At 49.9% G+C, this 18,515-nt stretch carries 17 protein-coding genes; 1 reads left to right on the forward strand and 16 read right to left on the reverse strand.

Annotated features, from left to right (window positions below):
* Positions 1-13 precede the first annotated feature (13 nt).
* From cutC to ACZM6M_RS15430, 11 genes are all read right to left on the reverse strand, one after another.
* A complete protein-coding gene (gene cutC, locus ACZM6M_RS15380; RefSeq protein WP_066546971.1) occupies positions 14-2,569 on the reverse strand; it encodes a choline trimethylamine-lyase in 2,556 nt (851 codons plus the stop codon).
* Between the two features lie 29 nt (positions 2,570-2,598).
* Positions 2,599-3,969, reverse strand: coding sequence for an aldehyde dehydrogenase family protein (locus ACZM6M_RS15385; RefSeq protein ID WP_066546969.1), 1,371 nt, complete (start codon positions 3,967-3,969; stop codon positions 2,599-2,601).
* A 25-nt stretch (positions 3,970-3,994) separates the two neighbouring features.
* Positions 3,995-4,306 (reverse strand): BMC domain-containing protein, encoded by a 312-nt coding sequence (locus tag ACZM6M_RS15390; RefSeq protein ID WP_066546963.1) that lies wholly within the window; start codon positions 4,304-4,306, stop codon positions 3,995-3,997.
* A gap of 35 nt (positions 4,307-4,341) precedes the next feature.
* The gene (locus ACZM6M_RS15395) at positions 4,342-4,638 is read right to left on the reverse strand and encodes a BMC domain-containing protein (RefSeq protein ID WP_066546960.1); all 297 of its coding nucleotides are present in this window, start codon (positions 4,636-4,638) and stop codon (positions 4,342-4,344) included.
* 17 nt (positions 4,639-4,655) lie between these two features.
* Positions 4,656-4,940 (reverse strand): hypothetical protein, encoded by a 285-nt coding sequence (locus ACZM6M_RS15400; RefSeq protein ID WP_066546957.1) that lies wholly within the window; start codon positions 4,938-4,940, stop codon positions 4,656-4,658.
* Between the two features lies 1 nt (position 4,941).
* On the reverse strand, positions 4,942-5,943 hold the full coding sequence (locus ACZM6M_RS15405) for a DMT family transporter (RefSeq protein ID WP_296038720.1): 1,002 nt from the start codon (positions 5,941-5,943) through the stop codon (positions 4,942-4,944).
* 18 nt (positions 5,944-5,961) lie between these two features.
* Positions 5,962-6,249 carry an ethanolamine utilization microcompartment protein EutM gene (gene eutM, locus ACZM6M_RS15410; RefSeq protein ID WP_066546952.1) on the reverse strand — a complete coding sequence of 96 codons (288 nt, stop codon included), beginning with the start codon at positions 6,247-6,249 and terminating at the stop codon, positions 5,962-5,964.
* A gap of 333 nt (positions 6,250-6,582) precedes the next feature.
* Positions 6,583-7,419 carry a MerR family transcriptional regulator gene (locus tag ACZM6M_RS15415; RefSeq protein WP_066546949.1) on the reverse strand — a complete coding sequence of 279 codons (837 nt, stop codon included), beginning with the start codon at positions 7,417-7,419 and terminating at the stop codon, positions 6,583-6,585.
* 20 nt (positions 7,420-7,439) lie between these two features.
* Positions 7,440-9,845: a DUF4125 family protein gene (locus ACZM6M_RS15420; RefSeq protein WP_489490540.1), complete on the reverse strand. Its 2,406-nt coding sequence runs from the start codon at positions 9,843-9,845 to the stop codon at positions 7,440-7,442.
* A 100-nt stretch (positions 9,846-9,945) separates the two neighbouring features.
* Positions 9,946-10,650, reverse strand: a complete 705-nt coding sequence (locus tag ACZM6M_RS15425) for an LrgB family protein (protein WP_337433437.1) — start codon at positions 10,648-10,650, stop codon at positions 9,946-9,948.
* Between the two features lie 4 nt (positions 10,651-10,654).
* Positions 10,655-11,017, reverse strand: coding sequence for a CidA/LrgA family protein (locus ACZM6M_RS15430; RefSeq protein ID WP_066546927.1), 363 nt, complete (start codon positions 11,015-11,017; stop codon positions 10,655-10,657).
* 192 nt (positions 11,018-11,209) lie between these two features.
* Between ACZM6M_RS15430 and ACZM6M_RS15435 the strand changes: the two genes are divergently transcribed.
* A complete protein-coding gene (locus ACZM6M_RS15435; protein ID WP_337433436.1) occupies positions 11,210-11,947 on the forward strand; it encodes a GNAT family N-acetyltransferase in 738 nt (245 codons plus the stop codon).
* Between the two features lie 16 nt (positions 11,948-11,963).
* Here the strand turns inward: ACZM6M_RS15435 and ACZM6M_RS15440 are convergent, their stop codons facing one another.
* The 5 genes from ACZM6M_RS15440 to ACZM6M_RS15460 form a co-directional block, all read right to left on the reverse strand.
* A complete protein-coding gene (locus ACZM6M_RS15440; RefSeq protein ID WP_066546921.1) occupies positions 11,964-12,677 on the reverse strand; it encodes a GTP pyrophosphokinase in 714 nt (237 codons plus the stop codon).
* Between the two features lie 23 nt (positions 12,678-12,700).
* A complete protein-coding gene (locus ACZM6M_RS15445; protein WP_489490541.1) occupies positions 12,701-13,537 on the reverse strand; it encodes a P-loop NTPase in 837 nt (278 codons plus the stop codon).
* A gap of 130 nt (positions 13,538-13,667) precedes the next feature.
* Positions 13,668-14,792: a flagellin lysine-N-methylase gene (gene fliB / locus ACZM6M_RS15450; protein ID WP_489490542.1), complete on the reverse strand. Its 1,125-nt coding sequence runs from the start codon at positions 14,790-14,792 to the stop codon at positions 13,668-13,670.
* A 42-nt stretch (positions 14,793-14,834) separates the two neighbouring features.
* The gene (locus ACZM6M_RS15455; protein WP_489490543.1) at positions 14,835-17,564 is read right to left on the reverse strand and encodes an NYN domain-containing protein; all 2,730 of its coding nucleotides are present in this window, start codon (positions 17,562-17,564) and stop codon (positions 14,835-14,837) included.
* The gene (locus ACZM6M_RS15460; protein ID WP_066546911.1) at positions 17,561-18,379 is read right to left on the reverse strand and encodes an SseB family protein; all 819 of its coding nucleotides are present in this window, start codon (positions 18,377-18,379) and stop codon (positions 17,561-17,563) included. The genes ACZM6M_RS15455 and ACZM6M_RS15460 overlap by 4 nt, the downstream gene beginning before the upstream one ends.
* Positions 18,380-18,515 lie beyond the last annotated feature (136 nt).

Here is an 18,515-nt window from a genome sequence, read left to right on the forward strand (position 1 = left end):
CCCCACGCCCGGATTAAAAATGAGTCAGCATGGTACGGCTGATGATCTCATCCTGTACATCCTTGCACAGCTCTACGAAGAAAGCACTGTATCCGGCAACACGCACGATCAGGTCGCGGTACTGCTCTGGATGCTTCTGAGCCTCGATCAGGGTCTTGTTATCCAGATAGTTAAACTGCATCTCGCCGTTTCCAAACATGCAGGCTGTTCGCAGCAGGGTGATCAGGCTTTCCTCGCCCTCAGGAGTATCAAGAAGGCCTGCCATGATCTTGAAGTTATGTACCATACCGATGTTCATATTATCATTGGACATCTTGGATACAGACTTGATAATAGCGGTCGGGCCCTTGAAGTCAGCGCCCTGGCTTGGGCTGATTCCGTCAGACAGAGGCAGCCATGCATGGCGTCCGTTTGCAGACGCACCGGTCATCTGGCCGAATGGGGTATTATTGGAAATGGACAGAGTACCATGGCTCAGGATAGAGTAAAGAGTCTTGTACTGTCTGTGCTCATGCTCGGTAAAGTTGATCAGATCTGCCGCAATATCATCTGCGTAATCGTCATCATTTCCATACTTAGGAGCGTTCAGACAGTCGGTGCGGATCTGCTCATATCCATTAAAGTCTGCTTTTAATGCTTCATTTAACTGCTCCAGCGTATATTTCTTATCGTCAAATACCAGCTTCTTGATGGCTGCCATGGAGTCTGCATAGGTAGCAAGTCCGGACCATACAACGCCTGGTCCAAAGTTATACATAGCGCCGCCGGAGGATACGTCCTTTCCCTTTTCCATACAGCCCTCGTACATAATGGACATCAGAGGCTTCGGAGCCAGCTCTCTGTGAACTCTCTGGGAAATAACCGTAGCAACGCTGGTCCACTTTGTGATGTATTTGATCTCTTCCTTAACGGCAGCTTCAAACTCTTCATATGTCTTAAAGCTGTTTAAGTCACCCATATCCGGGCAAACCTGCTTGCCGTACCACAGCGGAACACCGTGATTTAATACAAGCTCGATACAAATGGGCCACTGTGTATAAGCGGTAGAGGTCCACTGATAGAGACGGCCGGCCTTCTGAGGCTCTACACAGCCCATCAGGCAGTAATCTCTTGCATCCTCGATGGAAACGCCCTTTGCCAGCATCATCTTGATATGTGTATCATCAAAGTGGCAGGCAGGGAAGCCCATTCCGGAACGTACTACATCTACGATCTTCTTTAAGTACTTTCTCGGGGACTTGTTGTGGATACGGCAGGCTAAAGACGGCTGGTAAATCTTTACATGACGTACTGCATCCATTAACAGATAGGTCAGGTCATTGGTTGCATCACGGCCCTCTCTTGTAACGCCGCCTACGCACATATTTACGAATGGCTGATAGCCTGCAAAGAACTTGGAACCGCCCTCGCTGGTGATCCACATCATCTCAGACATCTTGATCAGCATACAGCCTGCAAGCTCAAATGCCTGGAAGTCATTCATTCTGCCGGACTCAATGTCTGCCTTGTAGAACGGGTACATATACTGGTCTACACGGCCGATGGACATACCGGTCTGATTCTCTTCCACAACAAGCAGGGACTCGATGGTCCATACTGCCTGGATTGCCTCCCAGAAGGTCTCAGGCTTGTGAGCAGGAACCTTTGCATTAATCTCGGAGATCTTGTAAAGCTCTGCCTTTCTCTTTGGATCAGTCTCTTTGTCAGCCAGTTCCTTTGCATATTCGGACATTCTTCTGGCATAGATCATTACACCTTCAGTTGTCTCGATAATGGACTTGTAGAAGTAGATCTTCTCAATATCATCTGGATTCTCGTAGTGAAGCTTTGTTAAATGCTCTCTTGCTTCATTCTGGATATCCAGCATACCCTTCTTCATCAGGATTACATCATAGCCGGGGTTGGAGTCGCCGCCGCCGTTTAATGCATGGTAGGAGCAGTCGGATACGAAGGACTCGCCGGATAACTCCCATACGCCTGCCTCACGGTACTGATCCTCGCAGTACTCATCTACGGATTTGCCCTTCCAGAATGGGAACAGCTCCTCACGCATGATCTTCTTGTCTTCCTCGGAAATGTAGAATGGATCCTGAGGTCTTGTTCCGATGGTATCAATCTCATCTACCATCCATCTCCATGCGATATCTGGTGAGAATGCGCCGGCTCTGGGTGCGCCGCAGGGTGCGCCTACAATCAGCTCGTTATCCTGAATAACCAGAGGAGCTGTCTCACAGCAGTAGCGGAAGCACTTTGCTCTTAATTCGATCTTTGGCATACCGGGATTTTCAGCAGCAATCTTTGTGATCGCTCTTGCACGGTAGGTCGTGATGGATGGCTTCTGCTTTAAGTAATTCTCCTTTAACAGCTTTAAACGTCTTGTCATGCCGTCCGGAATCTGAGTTCCCTCAGAAGGATACTCGCACAGATCCTTTGCGGTCTCTTTTTTTGTATCTTCTTTTCCAATTTCCTGTGAAACAGATTCAAACATCTTCATCAGAGAAGCTTTCTCTTCAGGAGACATATTTTTTGTCGCTTCTGCAAGCTTATTTGAAAATTCTCTAATATCCAAAATAAATCCCTCTCTTTCTGGCTGCCTGTTTATGAACAGAGTCCATGGATCCCAAATGCTGCCTTTCTTCTATAGATCATGTGAAGAGGCGATACATTCTCTGCAGTGATCCCCTCTTTTGAGGTCACGCTTCCAAGGATCACTGTGGGGAACAGGTCTGTTGTAACTCCCATGGCGCCCCATACAGCCGGCGTATTGATCAGCACACGGCCTACGGGCTTCTTTAAGGCAAACTGCCGAATGACTTCCGGATCCTGCGAATGAATGGTAAGCGTATTGCCCCGGCTTTCTCCCACCAGAAGCTCAATACATTTTTCACAGGCATGAATCCAGTCTTCTTCAATGTAAAATGCCAGTACCGGGCATAAAAGCCCTTTGGCATATGGATTAAAATCCGTTATATAAGACTGCTCGGATACAAGGACCTTTGTATGCTCCGGCACTGCAAATCCGGCTTTCTGAGCCAGCCATGCTGCCGTTTTTCCGATGAACTCCTTATCCGGAAGCCCCGTTCCTTTTTCCAGTCCCAGAAACGCAGTCAGCTGTTTCTGTTCTGTCTCCGTCATAAAATAGGCCCCGTGACGGATCAGTTCCTCCTTTACCTGAGCGGCGATCTGCCGGTCTGCCACCACATACTGCTCGCTTCCTGCTCCGGTTCCGCAGTTAAAGCCCCGGCTGTCCGTAATACATGCCGCCGCCCTGCTTATATCTGCTGTTTTTTCAATAAATACCGGTCCGGGAGCGATCCCTCCGTATAAAACCGGGCATCCGGTGCGGCTGCAGGCTTCCAAAAGCGGCCGTTCACCCATATTCAGGATCAGATTTGTCTCCGGGTGTGAAAGAAGCTCGATGGCCCCTTCCTTTGCCGCTGTCTCACTGCAGGATAAAGCTCCCCGGACCAGTCCGGCCTCAAGAGCCGCTTCCTCCAGGATATGTACGGTACGCACCGTGGTCTTCACCGCTCTGGGATGGGGTGCAAAAACAATGGCGTTTCCTGATTTTACCGCGCATACGGCAGCGCTCAGAACCGCAGCCACCGGGCTTACAGCCGGTGCAGCCGCAGCGATCACGCCCATTGGAACGCCGATTTCCAAAACGCCCTGAGCCTCATCTGTGCTGAGAACGCCTACGCATTTCATAGGTTCCAGAGTTTTCCGCATTTTCTTGATCAGGAGCTTTGCCTGAAGCAGCTGATCCTTTGCGTCTCCGTATCCCGTTTCCCGAACCGCCTCTTCTGTAAGCTGTTCCAGCTTAAGCTCTAAAGCATCCATCATGCAGGCTGCGATCCGGTCCAGTTTCTTCTGTTCAAAAAGAGCCAGTGTTTTCTTTGCTTCGGCCGCCTCTTCCATCAAAACTCTTGCTTCCTGGACTGCCTTTAAGTCTTTGTCGATAAACTTCATTTCACTGCTCCCTTCTGCCTCTTATTTACTCTTCCTGAGGCAAAAGATTGGTCAGACTGTAGCGGGTAACGATCTTGCCCAGATCCTGATGCGGTCTTGGGATCACCACAGAGCTGTATACCTCTGCTCCCATATTTTCTACTGCCTTCACCCCGGCATCTACCGCTGTACGGCAGGCTCCCACATCGCCCTGTACAATAACGGAAATATAACCGGAAGCAACATTTTCATAGCCGATCAGTTCTACATCAGCCGCCTTGCACATCGCGTCTGCAGCCTCCAGAACAAATACCAGGCCGAAGGTTTCAATACATCCAATGGCTTCATATCTTTCCATATTTTTCCCTCTCACATCTCGGTTTATAGCAGCGGTCACGCGTCAATATCGTGTACCGAAACGATCTCTCCAACGGCACGGATCGGTCTTGGCATTACATTCTTTGCTGTCAGCTTTCCGATCGCGGCTGCGGCTGCGGCGCCGGCCTCGACAGAGGAACGCACAGCGGCCACATCGCCCTTTACCATGATTGTTACCAGAGTCGATCCAACATTCTCATAAGAGATGAGCTCCACATCTGCGGCCTTTAACATCTTGTCTGCCGCTTCCAGAGCCGGAACCAGTCCAAGGGTCTCTACCAGTCCGAGAGCCTCTTCACCATAATATCTCATATGCCGTTTCTCCTTTCCTATCTGCTGCGGTATTTAGCAGGAACGTATTTTTCCACGGTTGTGCGGCCGTCGTCTGTAATGGCAAACCGGAGAGAAAGATCTCCGTTTACATCCAGCTCATGGCTTACCAGAGTGCACATTCCGTTGGCCTCTAAGGACATCGTATGATCCAGATACATATCCTTTGTAAACTGTTTCTCATGTCCGTACTGGGGCTTCATTGCCTCCATGATCTCGTTGATATCAGCATTTTTCACAGTGCTTAAATAGTTGAGCACCGCCATTCTTGCGGGCAGCAGCATCTTACACCTCTCCCTTCTTGAAAAAGTCCAGCGGGTTCATGGTAACCAGGATCGCACCAAAGATGATTACAACAGAACCAACTACGATGGTAGTTGTTACAGGCTGTCCCAGGAACAGGATACAGAATAATACGCCCCAGAATGCATATGTAACGTTTAAGCTCATGCCGATGGCACAGCCGACTGTGGAATTTGCCTTGTACCACAGAAGGAAGGAAGCGCCTGCGCTCAGTCCGGATACTGCCAGCCACAGAGCCGGAATACCAGCTGACATGGTGCCGCCTAAAAGTCCAAGTCCGCCTACTAAGGGAACGATGATCACCAGATCTACCAGACCGGAGAAGAGCTGACGGATATTGGTTGCCACATCTGTGTCGATCATGGCTCCGCCGTAGCTGGAAAGCATTCCCTCAAGTCCCCAGCACACAGCCGCGATCAGTGCGCAGATAATTCCCAGTGTAAAGTTCGGGCTGCCTTCCGGTTTTACCCAGTTGATGATGATAGCGCCTGCCACACAGGTAAGCATACCTGCTACCACACGCTTGGTTGGACGCTGCTTTAAGAAAATCCATGCAAACAGAGCGCCGAACAGGCCGCAGGTTGCAGAAATGGGGATCGCATAAGCACCGGCCAGAGCCAGGCCTACCAGATAAGCGCCGTTAGCGATAGGGCCGCCCAAAAGTGCTCCCAGGATCATCATCTTTCCTGGGAAGGTATTGGCTGTACGTCCAATCTCTGCCAGACGTCCCTTTTTTGCATTGTAGATCGTAAGCCAGATACCGGCGAACAGATCGTTCAGTCCGGAACATACATAAGGGGCTGCCAGGATACCAACCGCACTTACAAGTGGTTCATAATAGCCCGCAACCAATACCAAAGTCGTATAGATTCCGTATGTAAGGCCGGAAAGAGCTCCTGCTGTAAGGCCTGTTACGCGGAATTTTTTGCTCAGCTGCTTCATCTTCATATCCGCAGCAGATGTGTTTGTCATATTGCCGCTCATTGCGTTTCTCTCCTTTGATTATTCTGCCTTTCCGCCTCCCGGAAGGATGGTCTCCACCTCTCCGTGGGGACGTGGGATTACATGAACGGATACCAGCTCTCCGATCCTCTGGGCTGCAGCAGCGCCTGCATCTGTAGCTGCCTTAACCGCGCCTACATCGCCTCTTACCAGAACTGTGATCAGGCCGCCTCCTACTTTTTCCTTGCCGATCAGAGTTACATTGGCAGCCTTTACCATGGCATCTGCTGCTTCAATAGATGCTACAAGTCCCTTTGTCTCGATCATTCCTAATGCATCGTACTTCATGTTTCTTCTCCTTCTTTTTCTTCTTTTTTACAGCCAGCGCGCGCAGTATGCATGATCTTTTCACAAAAAGCATACATTTTCTGTACATTTAGTATAATCCATTCCCATATATGGAAGGTCAAGTGTAATTTATCGATTTTTCAACAGACGATTTCTCCATCTTTTATTGTATATATCGCATAATATCGTTACTTTTTTCACAGCAATATGACGAAGAAACCGGCGTACACAAAAAAGCAGAAGGGTTTTCCTTCTGCTTTTTATCCCTGAAAGAAGTTTTCCTGTAAGTGAAAGCTCTTTCCATTCTTTTCCCCTATGGGGAAGGTTTTTGTTTTATTCCTCTAAAATTCGTATGGGCAGAATAATCTCTGTCACAAATTCATCCTCATTTGCAGTGGTCCAGTAATCTACCACATACCGTTCATAAACATTCGGCCCCAGGGATGCCCCCTTTGCTTTCGCCCATTCCGCCAGCTTCTGATAGCTTTCCTCGATCCGGTCATGGGAGCCCACATGATAGATCGTCGCTGCCAGAAAGCCGCCGAAATTGATCTCATTCGTTCCGCAGCAGCAGGGATGGATGGGTTTCTGCATGATCCTGGCCTGTCTGCAGGTTCGTTTCATCTTTTCCTTCCAGGATGGAAATTCCAGGATTACCGGCCCGGTGATCTCATTTTTTACCGTGTCCAGATAATTGACCCAGGGAATATTGATAATCGAATCCATGTAGTGATATTCAAACTCCTGATCCATATAGCAGTAATGATCCTCACTTACATAGCGCATTCCCACTTCCTGGATTTTATTGTAAAGCACTGCCCTTGCCTCCTGGATCAGTTCATACCAGTCCTTTACAGATACATAGCTGTTGTGGATCGCATGTTCCTGCTCCCGCAGCTCATTGATCTTGCTGCGAAAGCAGGAGCCTACCACATAGTAATCTCCGCCCTTTACCAGCCCCTGCATCTCCTCCAGCCGAAACCCCATCTGCTTGTAATATTTTAAAATAGGGATCCGGAGAATGGTATCCAGGGTGTAATAACGGTAACCGTTCTCACCTACCTCATCCGGCGCGATCACGCCGATCTTATCATAAAAGCGGAGAGCCTTTGTAGAGATATTGCACAGCTTGCTTACTTCTCCGATGGAATACAGTTTGTTTGCCGCCATAACCCCTATACCTCCTTTTCCTATCTGCTGCCAAGCTTCTGCTCCGCTTCCTCAAGGGAAGGATATCCGTAAAAAGCCACTGTATGCTCCAGCGTTTCCCGGACCGGATTGCGCCCATCCTTCATCCGCTTTAAAAGCATGGCTGCATAAAGCTTTAAGGTTTTGTCGGAATATGTACCAAGCTCGCCTTTTAGATACGTTTCACTTGAAGTATTGAATATCCCGTCCTCTGATGCAGAAAGGCTGCGCCCCATAGACATAACTGAGGGGAATTTTTCTGCTGTTTCCCTTGTCCAGTCCATCATAAGGGAAACGAGCAGCTCCTCCAGGACTTTTCTTGCCGGATCCCTGTAAGGCAGACGATCCTTTAATGCATCATATTCCTCCGGCGCAGTATGCTCCATCATCCTGGCATACTTTTCCGTCAAAAGGTTCCAGCCTGATTGTTTGGCCTCTTTTAAATCTTCCTGATAACTTTCCAACACCGGCAGATCCCAGGTATAAAACTGGCTTTTGCGCATAATGTCAAAAGTGTAAGGATCTTCCTGACAGGAAGCCCGTCCGCCCTGATTTTTCACCTGTGTAAACTGCTGCCACTCCATAGCGGTAATCTCATCTGCCAGAGTCCTGATTTCCTTTGACGGAGCAGCATCAGATTCAGAAGATTTCTCCTCTTTTTGTGTTTTCTCCCCAGAAAGTTTTTCCATCCGCGATAAAACTTCCGCCTTCTGGCGCTCTAAAAACAGCTCGTCACTGTCTGTCAGCCCCTGCTTCTTCAGTTCATCTAAAATAATCCCGCAGACATTCTCAATCCGCTCCTCTGTTTCCTCCTCGTCCGGACGGCTGCCTGCCAGCTGTTCCAGCGCTCCCTTAAGCTCCCGCACACAGATAAACGCCTCCATAGCCCGCAATCTCCACTTATAAAAGGGCATATACTGGCGGTTTAAAAGATATCCCGCCTCTGCAGAAGCCTGAATAAACTCTGCAAGGCTGGCCTGCATCATCCCGATATCCCTTCTGCGGCGGCCCCGCTCATAATTATACTGTCCGGACTGGGCCATTTTTCCCAGACAAAGTCCCAGACGGTACAGGCGTACCTTTTCCGGACAGGCTTCAAATTCCCTCCTGCGTCTGGTAAATTCTCCCAGTTTATCTTCAAAAATAGCTCCGCTGACCGCAGTTCTTAACTGCTCCGGAGGGATCCTGTTCCATGCGGCCATGCCCTCAGCCGTTTTGCATTCTGGAGCATGTTCCAGACCGGTAAGCTTTTTGTAAAAAGCACCGATTTCGATCACTCCCACGCGGCCCGCTCCCTCTTTTGTCGTATTTCGCACGGGAATCCCCTTAAAACTCTCTGCCAGCCTGTCATAATCTGCCTGAAGCTGTTCTCCGATTGCTTCATAGTCCTCTTTTGTAAGCCAGAAACAGAAGCCGGGACCAAAATCGTGATCTGTAGAATATACATCATCCAATCCCAGACATTCTGAGCCTTCTCCCGCCAGGCCTGCGGCAATCCGGTCCGCGTAGGCAGGATATTTTTCCAGCAGCATAGGACGGCCCTTTTGTTCATAAAAGCTCCTTGCCAGATCCAGTCCGCAGATCCCGCTCTTTTCAAAGGCCTCTCTTCGGGCTTTCACATCAAGAACCTGCTCCCGGTTGCGGTTTAACGTCTGCCATCCGTCATTTTTTCCGTACAGACGGTTGATGAGCTCCATAGCCTGTCTGTAATACGCTTCCGCCTCATCCAGTTCGCCCCGATGAAAACAGGCTTCCGCCAGACCGGCCAGAGCAGAAGGGTAATGGGGATCCGGATTTCCGGGAAGGTTTTCAAAAAGCGCTGCCGCCTCCTTCATATACCGTGCGCCTCTGGCTGTGCGGTGCATCTTAAAGCAGATATTTCCCAGATTGGTCAGCGTTGTAGCACACTCTGCCTGAGCGTCAGGAAGACGGCGGATCATATCAAGCGCCTTTAAGCCCCTTTTCTCTGCCTCCGAAAGCCGTCCGGTTTCCGCATACAGAAGGCTCAGATTATTGTGAAGGCCCGCCAGACGGTAATCCGGCTCCTTTAAAAGAGAGGCGTATACCTTCTCGGCTTCCCTGTAAGCCGCTTCTGCCTCCTCATACCTTCCCGCCGCACGAAAGCCGGTGGCTGCGTTCAAACAGGTAGTTCCGTGATGAAGTGTTCCGGAAAGCCCCAGTTCCCTCACCAGCTCCATCGCCTCTTTCGCACAAAGCACACATTTTTCATACTCTCCCCTTACACGATAATATCCTATCAGTTCATTTAAAACAGCCAGAATGCCCCCCTTGTCATCTGCCTGCCTCGCTGTTTTCATGCCTTCTGTAAGATATTCTTCTGCCAGATCCATACGTCCGTTCTCATACAGACGATCCAGCCCATTCATAAATTCATCTAATTGGAACACGCCGCAGCCCCCTCCTTTGTATGATTTGTATAAAATATATTTGTTTTGTGCGAATGTTTGTTTATTTTATCACCACCAGACGAGAATTGCAAGACCAACCCTATATCAGATTTGCTGCAATCGGAACTGCGATCACGGTCATCAAACCTGCCACAGCGATGGAGAGACTGCTCATAGCCCCTTCAATCTCCCCCAACTCCAGCGCCTTAGCGGTACCAATGGCATGAGCGCTGGTGCCTAAAGCCAGCCCCCTGGCAATGGGGTGGCGCACCCCCGTGATGCGAAATACCAGTTCTCCCAGTACATTTCCGATCACACCTGTGAGGATAATACTCATAACAGTCAGGGTGACGATCCCCCCCGCCTCCTCACTGACTCCCATTCCGATAGCCGTGGTAATGGACTTTGGAAGCAGCGTGACATAATTTACATGGGAAAGCCCCATCAGCCGGCACATGAGAAAAATGCTCACCACGCTGGCTGCCACTCCTGATCCAATGCTTGCAAATACAGCCGCTCCGTATTTTTTCAGCAGATGGAGCTGCTTATAAAGAGGGATCGCCAGGCACACCGTGGCCGGTGTTAAAAGCCAGCCCAAACCGGATGCACTTTGACTGTAGACCGCATAATCCACGCCTGTTCCCAAAAGAAAAACAATGATAACAGCCGCTGACACCAGAAGCGGATTTAAAAGAGCAAGCCTTGTCTTTTCTTTCAGCCAGCAGGCAGACAAATACGCTCCGACACTGAATACAAATCCCCAATACTGTGACTGTTCCAAAAATTCCTTCAGTATTTCCTTCATCCTCTTAGTCCTCCTCTTTCTTATTTCCGCTCTCCACCATTCTCTGGGCCACTGTTCCCGTAACTGCCATGACGATCACCGTTGACGTGGCAATAATAAGCAGAAACGGCAGGAGCACCTCCCGCAGCTGGTCTGCACTTTCAATAATCCCTACGGTAGCCGGAATAAACATCATGCTCATGGTATCCATGAGAAAATTTCCGGTCCCCTCTACGCTTTCCAGCTTCACGATCCCGCTCATCAGGGCTGTCAGCATTAAAAAAAGGCCGTATACGCCTGCCGGTACTGGAAACGGAAGAAAGTGGCTGAGGGCCTCTCCTGCCAGGGTGACCCCCAGGATAATGCCAATTTGTTTTACATACTTCATATGGATTCCTCCTGCTGTTTTATATGTACTCTCCCAACCATCCTATACGCCGTCCTATTCTATCACCACCCATTTTCAGGCGCAAGGTCTGAATTCATAAAATACAAAGGAAATACAATCCACCCGGTCTTGCATTCCGGACAATGGCCGATTACAATAAAAGAAAACATATCCGGAAAGGATCTGAATTCTATGAAATTTTTTTACGCTGACGCACTGGAGCATAGGCGGCATTTAAAGCTTTCCGCTCTTTTTGATCTCTGTTTTCCGTCCCCCGGCCTTCCCGGCGCTTTGCCGGCAGATGCAGACGGCCTCTGGCTGGCTGCTGATGAAAATGACGAACTGACCGGCTGCCTGCTCCTGTTCCAAACGGATCTTCATTCCTGGGAAGGAATCCCTTTCGTTCATCCAGCTTACCGCAGGAAGGGGATTTTTTCCGCTCTGCTGGCAAATGCCTGCCAAAAGGGGAACTGTCCCGGAGAGGATGACCTTTTCTTTTCCGTCCGTCCCACGCAGACACTCTGGCTGCAGGTTCTCAACTCCATTGAAGCCGAAAAAGCCTTTGATGAATACATGATGGAATACTCATTTCAAAACCTTCCATCTGCCCGCCTGAAAACAGAAGCCGATTTTTCAGACGAGCTTACCGTTTCCTTTCAGGGAACAGAAGGAATGGCCTCTTGCCCTCATGTATCCTGCCTTCTCTCCGCTCACGGCTCCTCGGTCTATCTGTATCAGCTCCTTACCGAAGAGGCGTTTCGCGGACAGGGACGGGCTTTGGCTTTTCTGCACCATCTTTTTCCCCAGCTGAAAGCCCTTGGATTTTCCTCTGTCCGTCTCCAGGTATCGGGAGAGAATCTTCCTGCCATGGCCCTGTATAAAAAAACAGGGTTTCACATCACTGAAACCCTGTCCTTTTATCTTTATTAAACGGAATACACCGCGCCTAATCCCGGCGCACCTCTACTCCCTGAGCTTCAATGCGCTTTCGGATCTCCAGCATCTTTTCATCTGTCTGGGCAATCACATCGGCGCATTCTTTTAATTCCCCGCTGATCTCCCCGTCTGTATCTACAAATGACTTTTTGTATTTCAGCTCATGATCCAGACTGGCCCAGAAATCCATAGCAATGGTGCGGATCTGAACCTCTACGCGGATAAAACGCTTGGAATCCGTAAAAAATACGGGAACCTCCACGATCATGTGATAGCTGCGGTAGCCGTTGGGCTTTGGATTTTTGATATAATCCTTTACCGCGATCACCTTTACATCATCCTGGCGCACCAGCATCTCTGCCACTTCGTAAATATCATCTACAAAAGAGCAGATAATCCGTACTCCCGCCACGTCATCCAGGTTTTTAACCATCGATTCCAGAGATACCTCCAGTCCCCGGCGCTGCAGCTTTTCCACAATACTCAACGGCTTTTTCACACGAGACTTGATCATCTCAATGGGGTTTCTCTGGTTCTTTACCGAAAGCTCGTCATTTAAGACCTCCAGCTTCGTTTTTACCTCCCGGATGGCGCAGGTATAGTGCATCATCACCTGCTGGAACTGTCTTGCCTGATCCAGCCAGATATCCGGAACCTGGGCCACATCCGGAACACGGACGATGGACTGGTGAAGTTCGCTGTTGGGGCTAAGATTCGTATTCATTGATTTTGCCACCTCATATTGTCCTACAGAGCTTCCACTGCTTCTGCAGCCTTTTCAAACCATGGCATCTCGATGTACTCTACCCGTCCGCCGTCAACCATCTGAGCGATCTTCGGATCAATCGGGATCTGAGCCAGAACCTTTAAGCCATTTTCCTGTGCTGCCTGCTCCACATGGCTTTCGCCAAATACATAGATGTGTTTTTTGCAGTCCGGACATTCCAGATAGCTCATGTTCTCCACTACGCCCAGAATGGGGATATCCATCTTCTTTGCCATATTAACAGCCTTTGCCACGATCATGCTTACCAGCTCCTGAGGAGAGGTAACGATGATAATTCCGTCTACCGGAAGAGACTGGAAAACCGTCAGAGGCACGTCGCCGGTTCCCGGAGGCATATCCACAAACATATAGTCCACGTCCTGCCACAGGGTTTCCGTCCAGAACTGCTTTACAGCGCCTGCGATCACAGGGCCTCTCCAGATCACGGGATCTGTGGCGTTTTCAAGAAGCAGATTGGCAGACATGATCTCCACGCCCTCTAAGGATTTTGCCGGAATCATCAGACGTCCGTCCGGAGTCACAGCCGGTCTCTCGTCTGCCACGCCAAAGGCCATGGGGATCGAAGGGCCTGTAATATCCGCATCCAGAATGGCTGTGTGATGGCCCTTGCGGTTCATGCTTACAGCCAGCATGGAGGTTACAAGGGATTTGCCCACACCGCCCTTTCCGCTCACAATGCCGATGACCTTTTTCACCTTGCTTTCCGGAGCCAGAGCCTCTAAAAAGCCTGTTTTATCTGTTGTACGGCTCTCACAGTTTGCGCTGCAGGAACCGCAGTCATGATTACATTCGCTCATGATCATATTCTCCTTCCAAATTTCAGTTTCCTTTTCTGCCAGAAGCAGACACTCTTTTTATTATAATCCTTTCCCGGCGGAATGTCCATTCCTTTGAACGTTTGTTTCTGCATTTTACAGGCTTAATCCCTTACAGCATGGCCCCCAGAAAATCCCTCAATCCAAACCGCGGATCCTTTGTAAGGCGCTCCTCCAAGAGCAGGCGGTTTTCGTCTGAATGCTCCACCTCTCTGGAATAGGTGTGTGCTGCATCCGCCATGGCCTTTACATCCAGGCTTCCCTGCTCCATAAAACGCTCTAAAGCCATATCCTGAATGATCAGTACAGAGGCCAGGGCCATTTTAAGCTTTCCATAAGGATTTTCATTGTAAACGCTTCCGCAAAAGTAGGTAAATACAAAGTATACCATCAGCTGCTCAGTCCATAATTCAAGTTCAGGACAGGCCTTTAAACATACGTTCCAGGCCTTTTTATAAGCCTCTTCCCCATTTCCGTAAAGAGAGCCTTCGATTTTCCCCCTTCTGGAAGGCCATTTGAGGTTTAAGGGCTCCATTTCCCCCAAAAGGGAAAACAGCTTTTTAAGAAAATCATACCGACTTCCCTGAATTTTCTTTTCTTCAAAATACCTGATCCGATCCTCCCGTTCATATCTGGCAAACAGGGCGTCGGCTTCATAAAGCCGGTTTCTCCGAATCCTTCCCTGAAAGTCATGGCCCAAAGCCAGCACCATGGAAAGCCGCAGGGAAACCGGCGTCTTCCGGTCCTGGAGCAGTTTAAAAATAAGGCTTCTGGCATCTATGAGCTTTGTATACAGAAAAAAATCAAAGTCCTCATAGGTTTCCTCCCGCTCATCCTCCTTTTCCAGAAAGCGGACCGGTTCCTTACAGCCAAGGATCAGTTCTGCAGCCACCGGACAGGAAAGACACAGAGAAATCTCTCGGCAGCCCTCAAATTCCTCTGTATGGCGGGGATACTGCCTGCAGGTCCGGCACAGGCTGTCCTTTCCCTGTTCAATATAAAGATCGCAGAGATTTTCCTCATTTAAGAAGGCACAGCGCCCTTCATAGCGCAGAAAGGAACCCTCCTTCCAGTCAATGGAATTATGCAGGCGGTTTCCAAAGGAACCCTCTGTCTTCCGGTACCGTTTTAAGGCCTTATCATCAATCATAATTGCCCATCCGGAACAACAGGTATCGGGACATTTTGACCCGATACACTGAAACATTCTGTAATAATGGGGATATGTATACAGCATTTCTTATCTCTCTTTTCCGAATATGTACGTCTGAGGCGCACACTACTCCTGCGTTTTTGTTTCCTTTCGTCCCAGCCGGATCTCTTCCAGATAATCATTCAGCTCTTTATCTGCTCCCTGAAACAGGTAATGTTTGCCAGGTGCTCCCAGGCGTTTTTTCTCCTCGCAGATCAGCTGCTCCGTCCACTCAATATCCTCTCTCAAATCTTTTGCAGACATCAGGCGGCAGCCCTGTCCGTAAATGATCAGCTGCTCTAAACCGTCTGAGGTAGCCACGGTCACGCTGTACTTCCGCCCAATGCGGTGAGCCAGCTTTTCAATATATTGATCCGCTGTTTCCGCCTCTTTGGTGTATACTACATGGATGTTGTTGTAGTCCAGCGCTTCCCCTGTATTCCCTGAAACCTTGTAAGCGTCAAATACCAGGATCAGCGTACATTTCTTATAGCCCTGATAATTGCACAGAATATCCATCAAACGGTGGCGGGCGCCCTCAATGGTCGTTTTCGACAGCTCCCTGAGTTCCTCCCAGGCGAAAATAATATTATAGCCATCCACAAGAAGGTACTCTGTTTCCTCCTCCTTTTTTTCCTCCGGCTTTCTTTTCTTTTCACTGGCAAAAACCCGGCTTCTCGCTCCCTCCTGGCCAGGATTTTTCCGGCGTACCGGGCCGAAGGTGCGCTCGAAAATAGCTTCCAGCTCCTTATCATCCGTCCAGGAGCCTCCTGCACCGCCCAAAACACGGCCCGGCTCCGAACCGTTGGAACGGACATCCGCGGCAGATACTTTCCTTTCAGCCTCATTCTCCGCCTGTTTCTTCTTTAAAGGACTTTCCAGATGCATATAGTCCTCCACCTGATCCCAGGGTACCACAAAACCGGCTCCATGGGAGCAGAATACAGAACCGGTTGGATTTTCCAGGTCTGCCTCCGGATCATATCCTGCCTGGCCGATGATCTCCTCCTCATTGTGGCAGGGCTCATAATCCCTGTACCACAAGGACAGCCGTCCTCTTCCCTTTGTATAGGCAGTGACCTCTCTCTGATAATCCCTCAGATTCACCACCGGCCCTTTTCCTGTAAGAACCGCCATATCCCCTTCGGTTTCCGGAGGATCAAATACGCCGTTTTTCCGTTCTATATCTGCCATTGCCCGTCCCAGATTCTCCGCAGGAATCTCCATACGGAACCCATAATACGGCTCCAGCAGGCGGCATTTTCCCGCACGCAGCCCCTGGCGCAGAGCCCGGTACGTCGCCTGGCGGAAATCCCCTCCCTCTGTGTGCTTAATATGGGCCCGTCCGGTTAAAAGGGTAATCCGCATATCCGTAATCTCAGCCCCTGTAAGAACGCCTCTGTGACGTTTTTCCTCCAGATGGGTCAGCACCAGCCTCTGCCAGTTCCGGTCCAGCACATCCTCGCTGCAGACTGTGTCAAACTGCAGGCCGCTTCCCGGTTCCCCAGGCTCCAGAAGAAGATGCACCTCCGCATAATGGCGCAGAGGTTCAAAATGGCCCACGCCCTCTATGGGCTCCAGGATTGTTTCCTTATACACGATATTTCCCGTGCCGAACTCTGCCTCAAGACCATATCGCTCACGGATCAGCGTTTTTAAAATCTCGATCTGTACTTCGCCCATAACCTGAGCCTTGATCTCACCGGTCGCCTCTTCCCAGAGGATGTGAAGCTCCGGCTCCTCCTCCTCCAGCTGGCGCAGATCCCGGAGGCTTTTATGCACATCCGTACCTTCCGGAAGAAGAATGCGATAGGTCAGCACCGGTTCCAGTACCGGAAGCTCAGAAGCAGCCTCTGCTCCCAGCCCCTGTCCCGGAGCAGAGGAAAGAAGGCCGGTAACTGCGCAGACCGTGCCTGTCTGCGCCTCCTGAACCGTCTCATACTTTGATCCGGAATAAATCCGGATCTGGTTGACCTTTTCTTCCCCGATCAGCGCATCCTTCACACGAAGGACTCCTCCGGTAACCTTTAAATGGGTCAGACGGTTTCCCTGACTGTCTCTGGATATTTTATAGATTTTGGCACCAAAAGAAGAGCTTCCCTCCGGAGCCCGGACAATTTCAAAAAGCCCCCTTAAAAAGCTCTCGATCCCCTTCATCTTAAGGGCTGATCCGAAAAATACAGGAAAAAGCTTCCGGCCGGCTGTCATGCGGATAATCTCCTCCCTGCCAATCTCTCCTGTCTCCAGATATGTTTCCAGCACCGCCTCATCACAGACCGCCAGGTTCTCTGCAAAGCTCTCCCTCTCGTCTATTCCGGGATTCCATTCTCCCCCATCTGCCTGCCAGCCTCCGAAATCCACACAGCCCTCATCCAGACGATCCTTTAGCTCTGCCATCAGGCGCTCCTTATCCGTACCCGCCTGATCCATTTTGTTGACAAACAAAACGGCCGGAATCTGATAGCGCTTTAGCAGCCTCCACAGCGTTTCCGTATGGCCCTGGATGCCGTCCGCTCCATTGATCACCAGAACGGCATAGTCCAGGATCTGAAGGGTGCGCTCCATTTCTGCTGAAAAATCCACATGGCCCGGCGTATCCATAAGGGTCACTTCCGTATCGCCCATGGAAAAAACGGCCTGTTTGGAGAAAATGGTAATCCCTCTGGCCCGCTCCAGCTCAAAGGTATCTAAAAACGCATCCCTGTCGTCCACTCTCCCCAGCCTGCGGATGGCTCCGGCGCCGTAAAGGATAGCCTCCGACAGGGTAGTCTTTCCGGCGTCTACATGGGCCAACAGACCTACAACTGTTTTTTTCATGCCTGCTCAGGCACAGCCTCAGCCGCAGGTGCTTCCGGTCTCTGAACCCCCGGACGGTTTACAGTCAAAGGAAGGTTTACTCCCAGCACATTTAAAATAATGCCGCCTGCTTCAGCCGCCAGTACGGTAGGCACCTTTTCTGCCTCCACCACAACCGGGCGCAGCTTATTGTCGCGGTTAAATTTCTGGAACTCCAGAATATCTGTAAAAGCAGGCTGGAACAGCTGTCCGTCCTTCATCTTTACAAGAGGAATCCCCTTCTCCTCTTTCTGAATGGCAAAAATATAGCTGCCCTTGCGGAAATCGGCTGTCAGCTCCTCATTGAGCTCTTTGATCCGTTCTGCCCGCGCCTCTGCTTCTGCCTCAGCTGCCGGCCGTCTCATCTCCTGAGCCAGATAGATGGCAGTCAGATGAAGGGATGGATTTTCCACCCACACGGTTCCCTGGGGCATATCATCCGGAGACTTGCGCTTTACAATATCTCCTACCTGCATGGAAGCCTTTTCCCCGTTCATCTCCACGATCAGGGCATTCACGCCCATAGCATAAAGACTGGTAAAAAATACCAGCATATCCTTACCGTTTACCTTTGCAACGGAAACAGGGATCTTCTGCTCTGCGAGGCCGGCTGCTGCTGTTTTTGCCTCCTCCTCATTTAAGTATAAGAATACCTCGTCATCAAAGGTTTCCGGATCACATACCACATACGGTTCCCTTGTGCACAGGGAAATCAGTACAAAAATATCAGCGTCATGTCCCAGCCGGGTAAGAAGCTCCTTCTTTACAGCTGCAACGGTGTTTTGCGTATCACTCATTTTCATTTTCTCCTTATCAACACATTCTTGTAAAATTGTACCACATTCCGCAAAAGGGTGCAATTAGTTCAGGAAAAAGAACCGGCGCTTTTGGTCTGCGCCGGTTCTTCATAACCTGCTTTTAAATTTCCTGTCT

It is taken from the genome of Enterocloster sp. (assembly GCF_057861365.1).

Coding starts and splice junctions, on each gene's coding strand:
- ACZM6M_RS15385 (WP_066546969.1), bottom strand. CDS start 3,969: ATGAAGTTTATCGACAAAGACTTAAAGGCAGTCCAGGAAGCAAGAGTT.
- ACZM6M_RS15390 (WP_066546963.1), bottom strand. CDS start 4,306: ATGGAAAGATATGAAGCCATTGGATGTATTGAAACCTTCGGCCTGGTA.
- ACZM6M_RS15395 (WP_066546960.1), bottom strand. CDS start 4,638: ATGAGATATTATGGTGAAGAGGCTCTCGGACTGGTAGAGACCCTTGGA.
- ACZM6M_RS15400 (WP_066546957.1), bottom strand. CDS start 4,940: ATGCTGCTGCCCGCAAGAATGGCGGTGCTCAACTATTTAAGCACTGTG.
- ACZM6M_RS15405 (WP_296038720.1), bottom strand. CDS start 5,943: ATGAGCGGCAATATGACAAACACATCTGCTGCGGATATGAAGATGAAG.
- eutM (WP_066546952.1), bottom strand. CDS start 6,249: ATGAAGTACGATGCATTAGGAATGATCGAGACAAAGGGACTTGTAGCA.
- ACZM6M_RS15415 (WP_066546949.1), bottom strand. CDS start 7,419: ATGGCGGCAAACAAACTGTATTCCATCGGAGAAGTAAGCAAGCTGTGC.
- ACZM6M_RS15425 (WP_337433437.1), bottom strand. CDS start 10,650: ATGAAGGAAATACTGAAGGAATTTTTGGAACAGTCACAGTATTGGGGA.
- ACZM6M_RS15430 (WP_066546927.1), bottom strand. CDS start 11,017: ATGAAGTATGTAAAACAAATTGGCATTATCCTGGGGGTCACCCTGGCA.
- ACZM6M_RS15435 (WP_337433436.1), top strand. CDS start 11,210: ATGAAATTTTTTTACGCTGACGCACTGGAGCATAGGCGGCATTTAAAG.
- ACZM6M_RS15440 (WP_066546921.1), bottom strand. CDS start 12,677: ATGAATACGAATCTTAGCCCCAACAGCGAACTTCACCAGTCCATCGTC.
- ACZM6M_RS15445 (WP_489490541.1), bottom strand. CDS start 13,537: ATGAGCGAATGTAATCATGACTGCGGTTCCTGCAGCGCAAACTGTGAG.
- fliB (WP_489490542.1), bottom strand. CDS start 14,792: ATGCTGTATACATATCCCCATTATTACAGAATGTTTCAGTGTATCGGG.
- ACZM6M_RS15455 (WP_489490543.1), bottom strand. CDS start 17,564: ATGAAAAAAACAGTTGTAGGTCTGTTGGCCCATGTAGACGCCGGAAAG.
- ACZM6M_RS15460 (WP_066546911.1), bottom strand. CDS start 18,379: ATGAGTGATACGCAAAACACCGTTGCAGCTGTAAAGAAGGAGCTTCTT.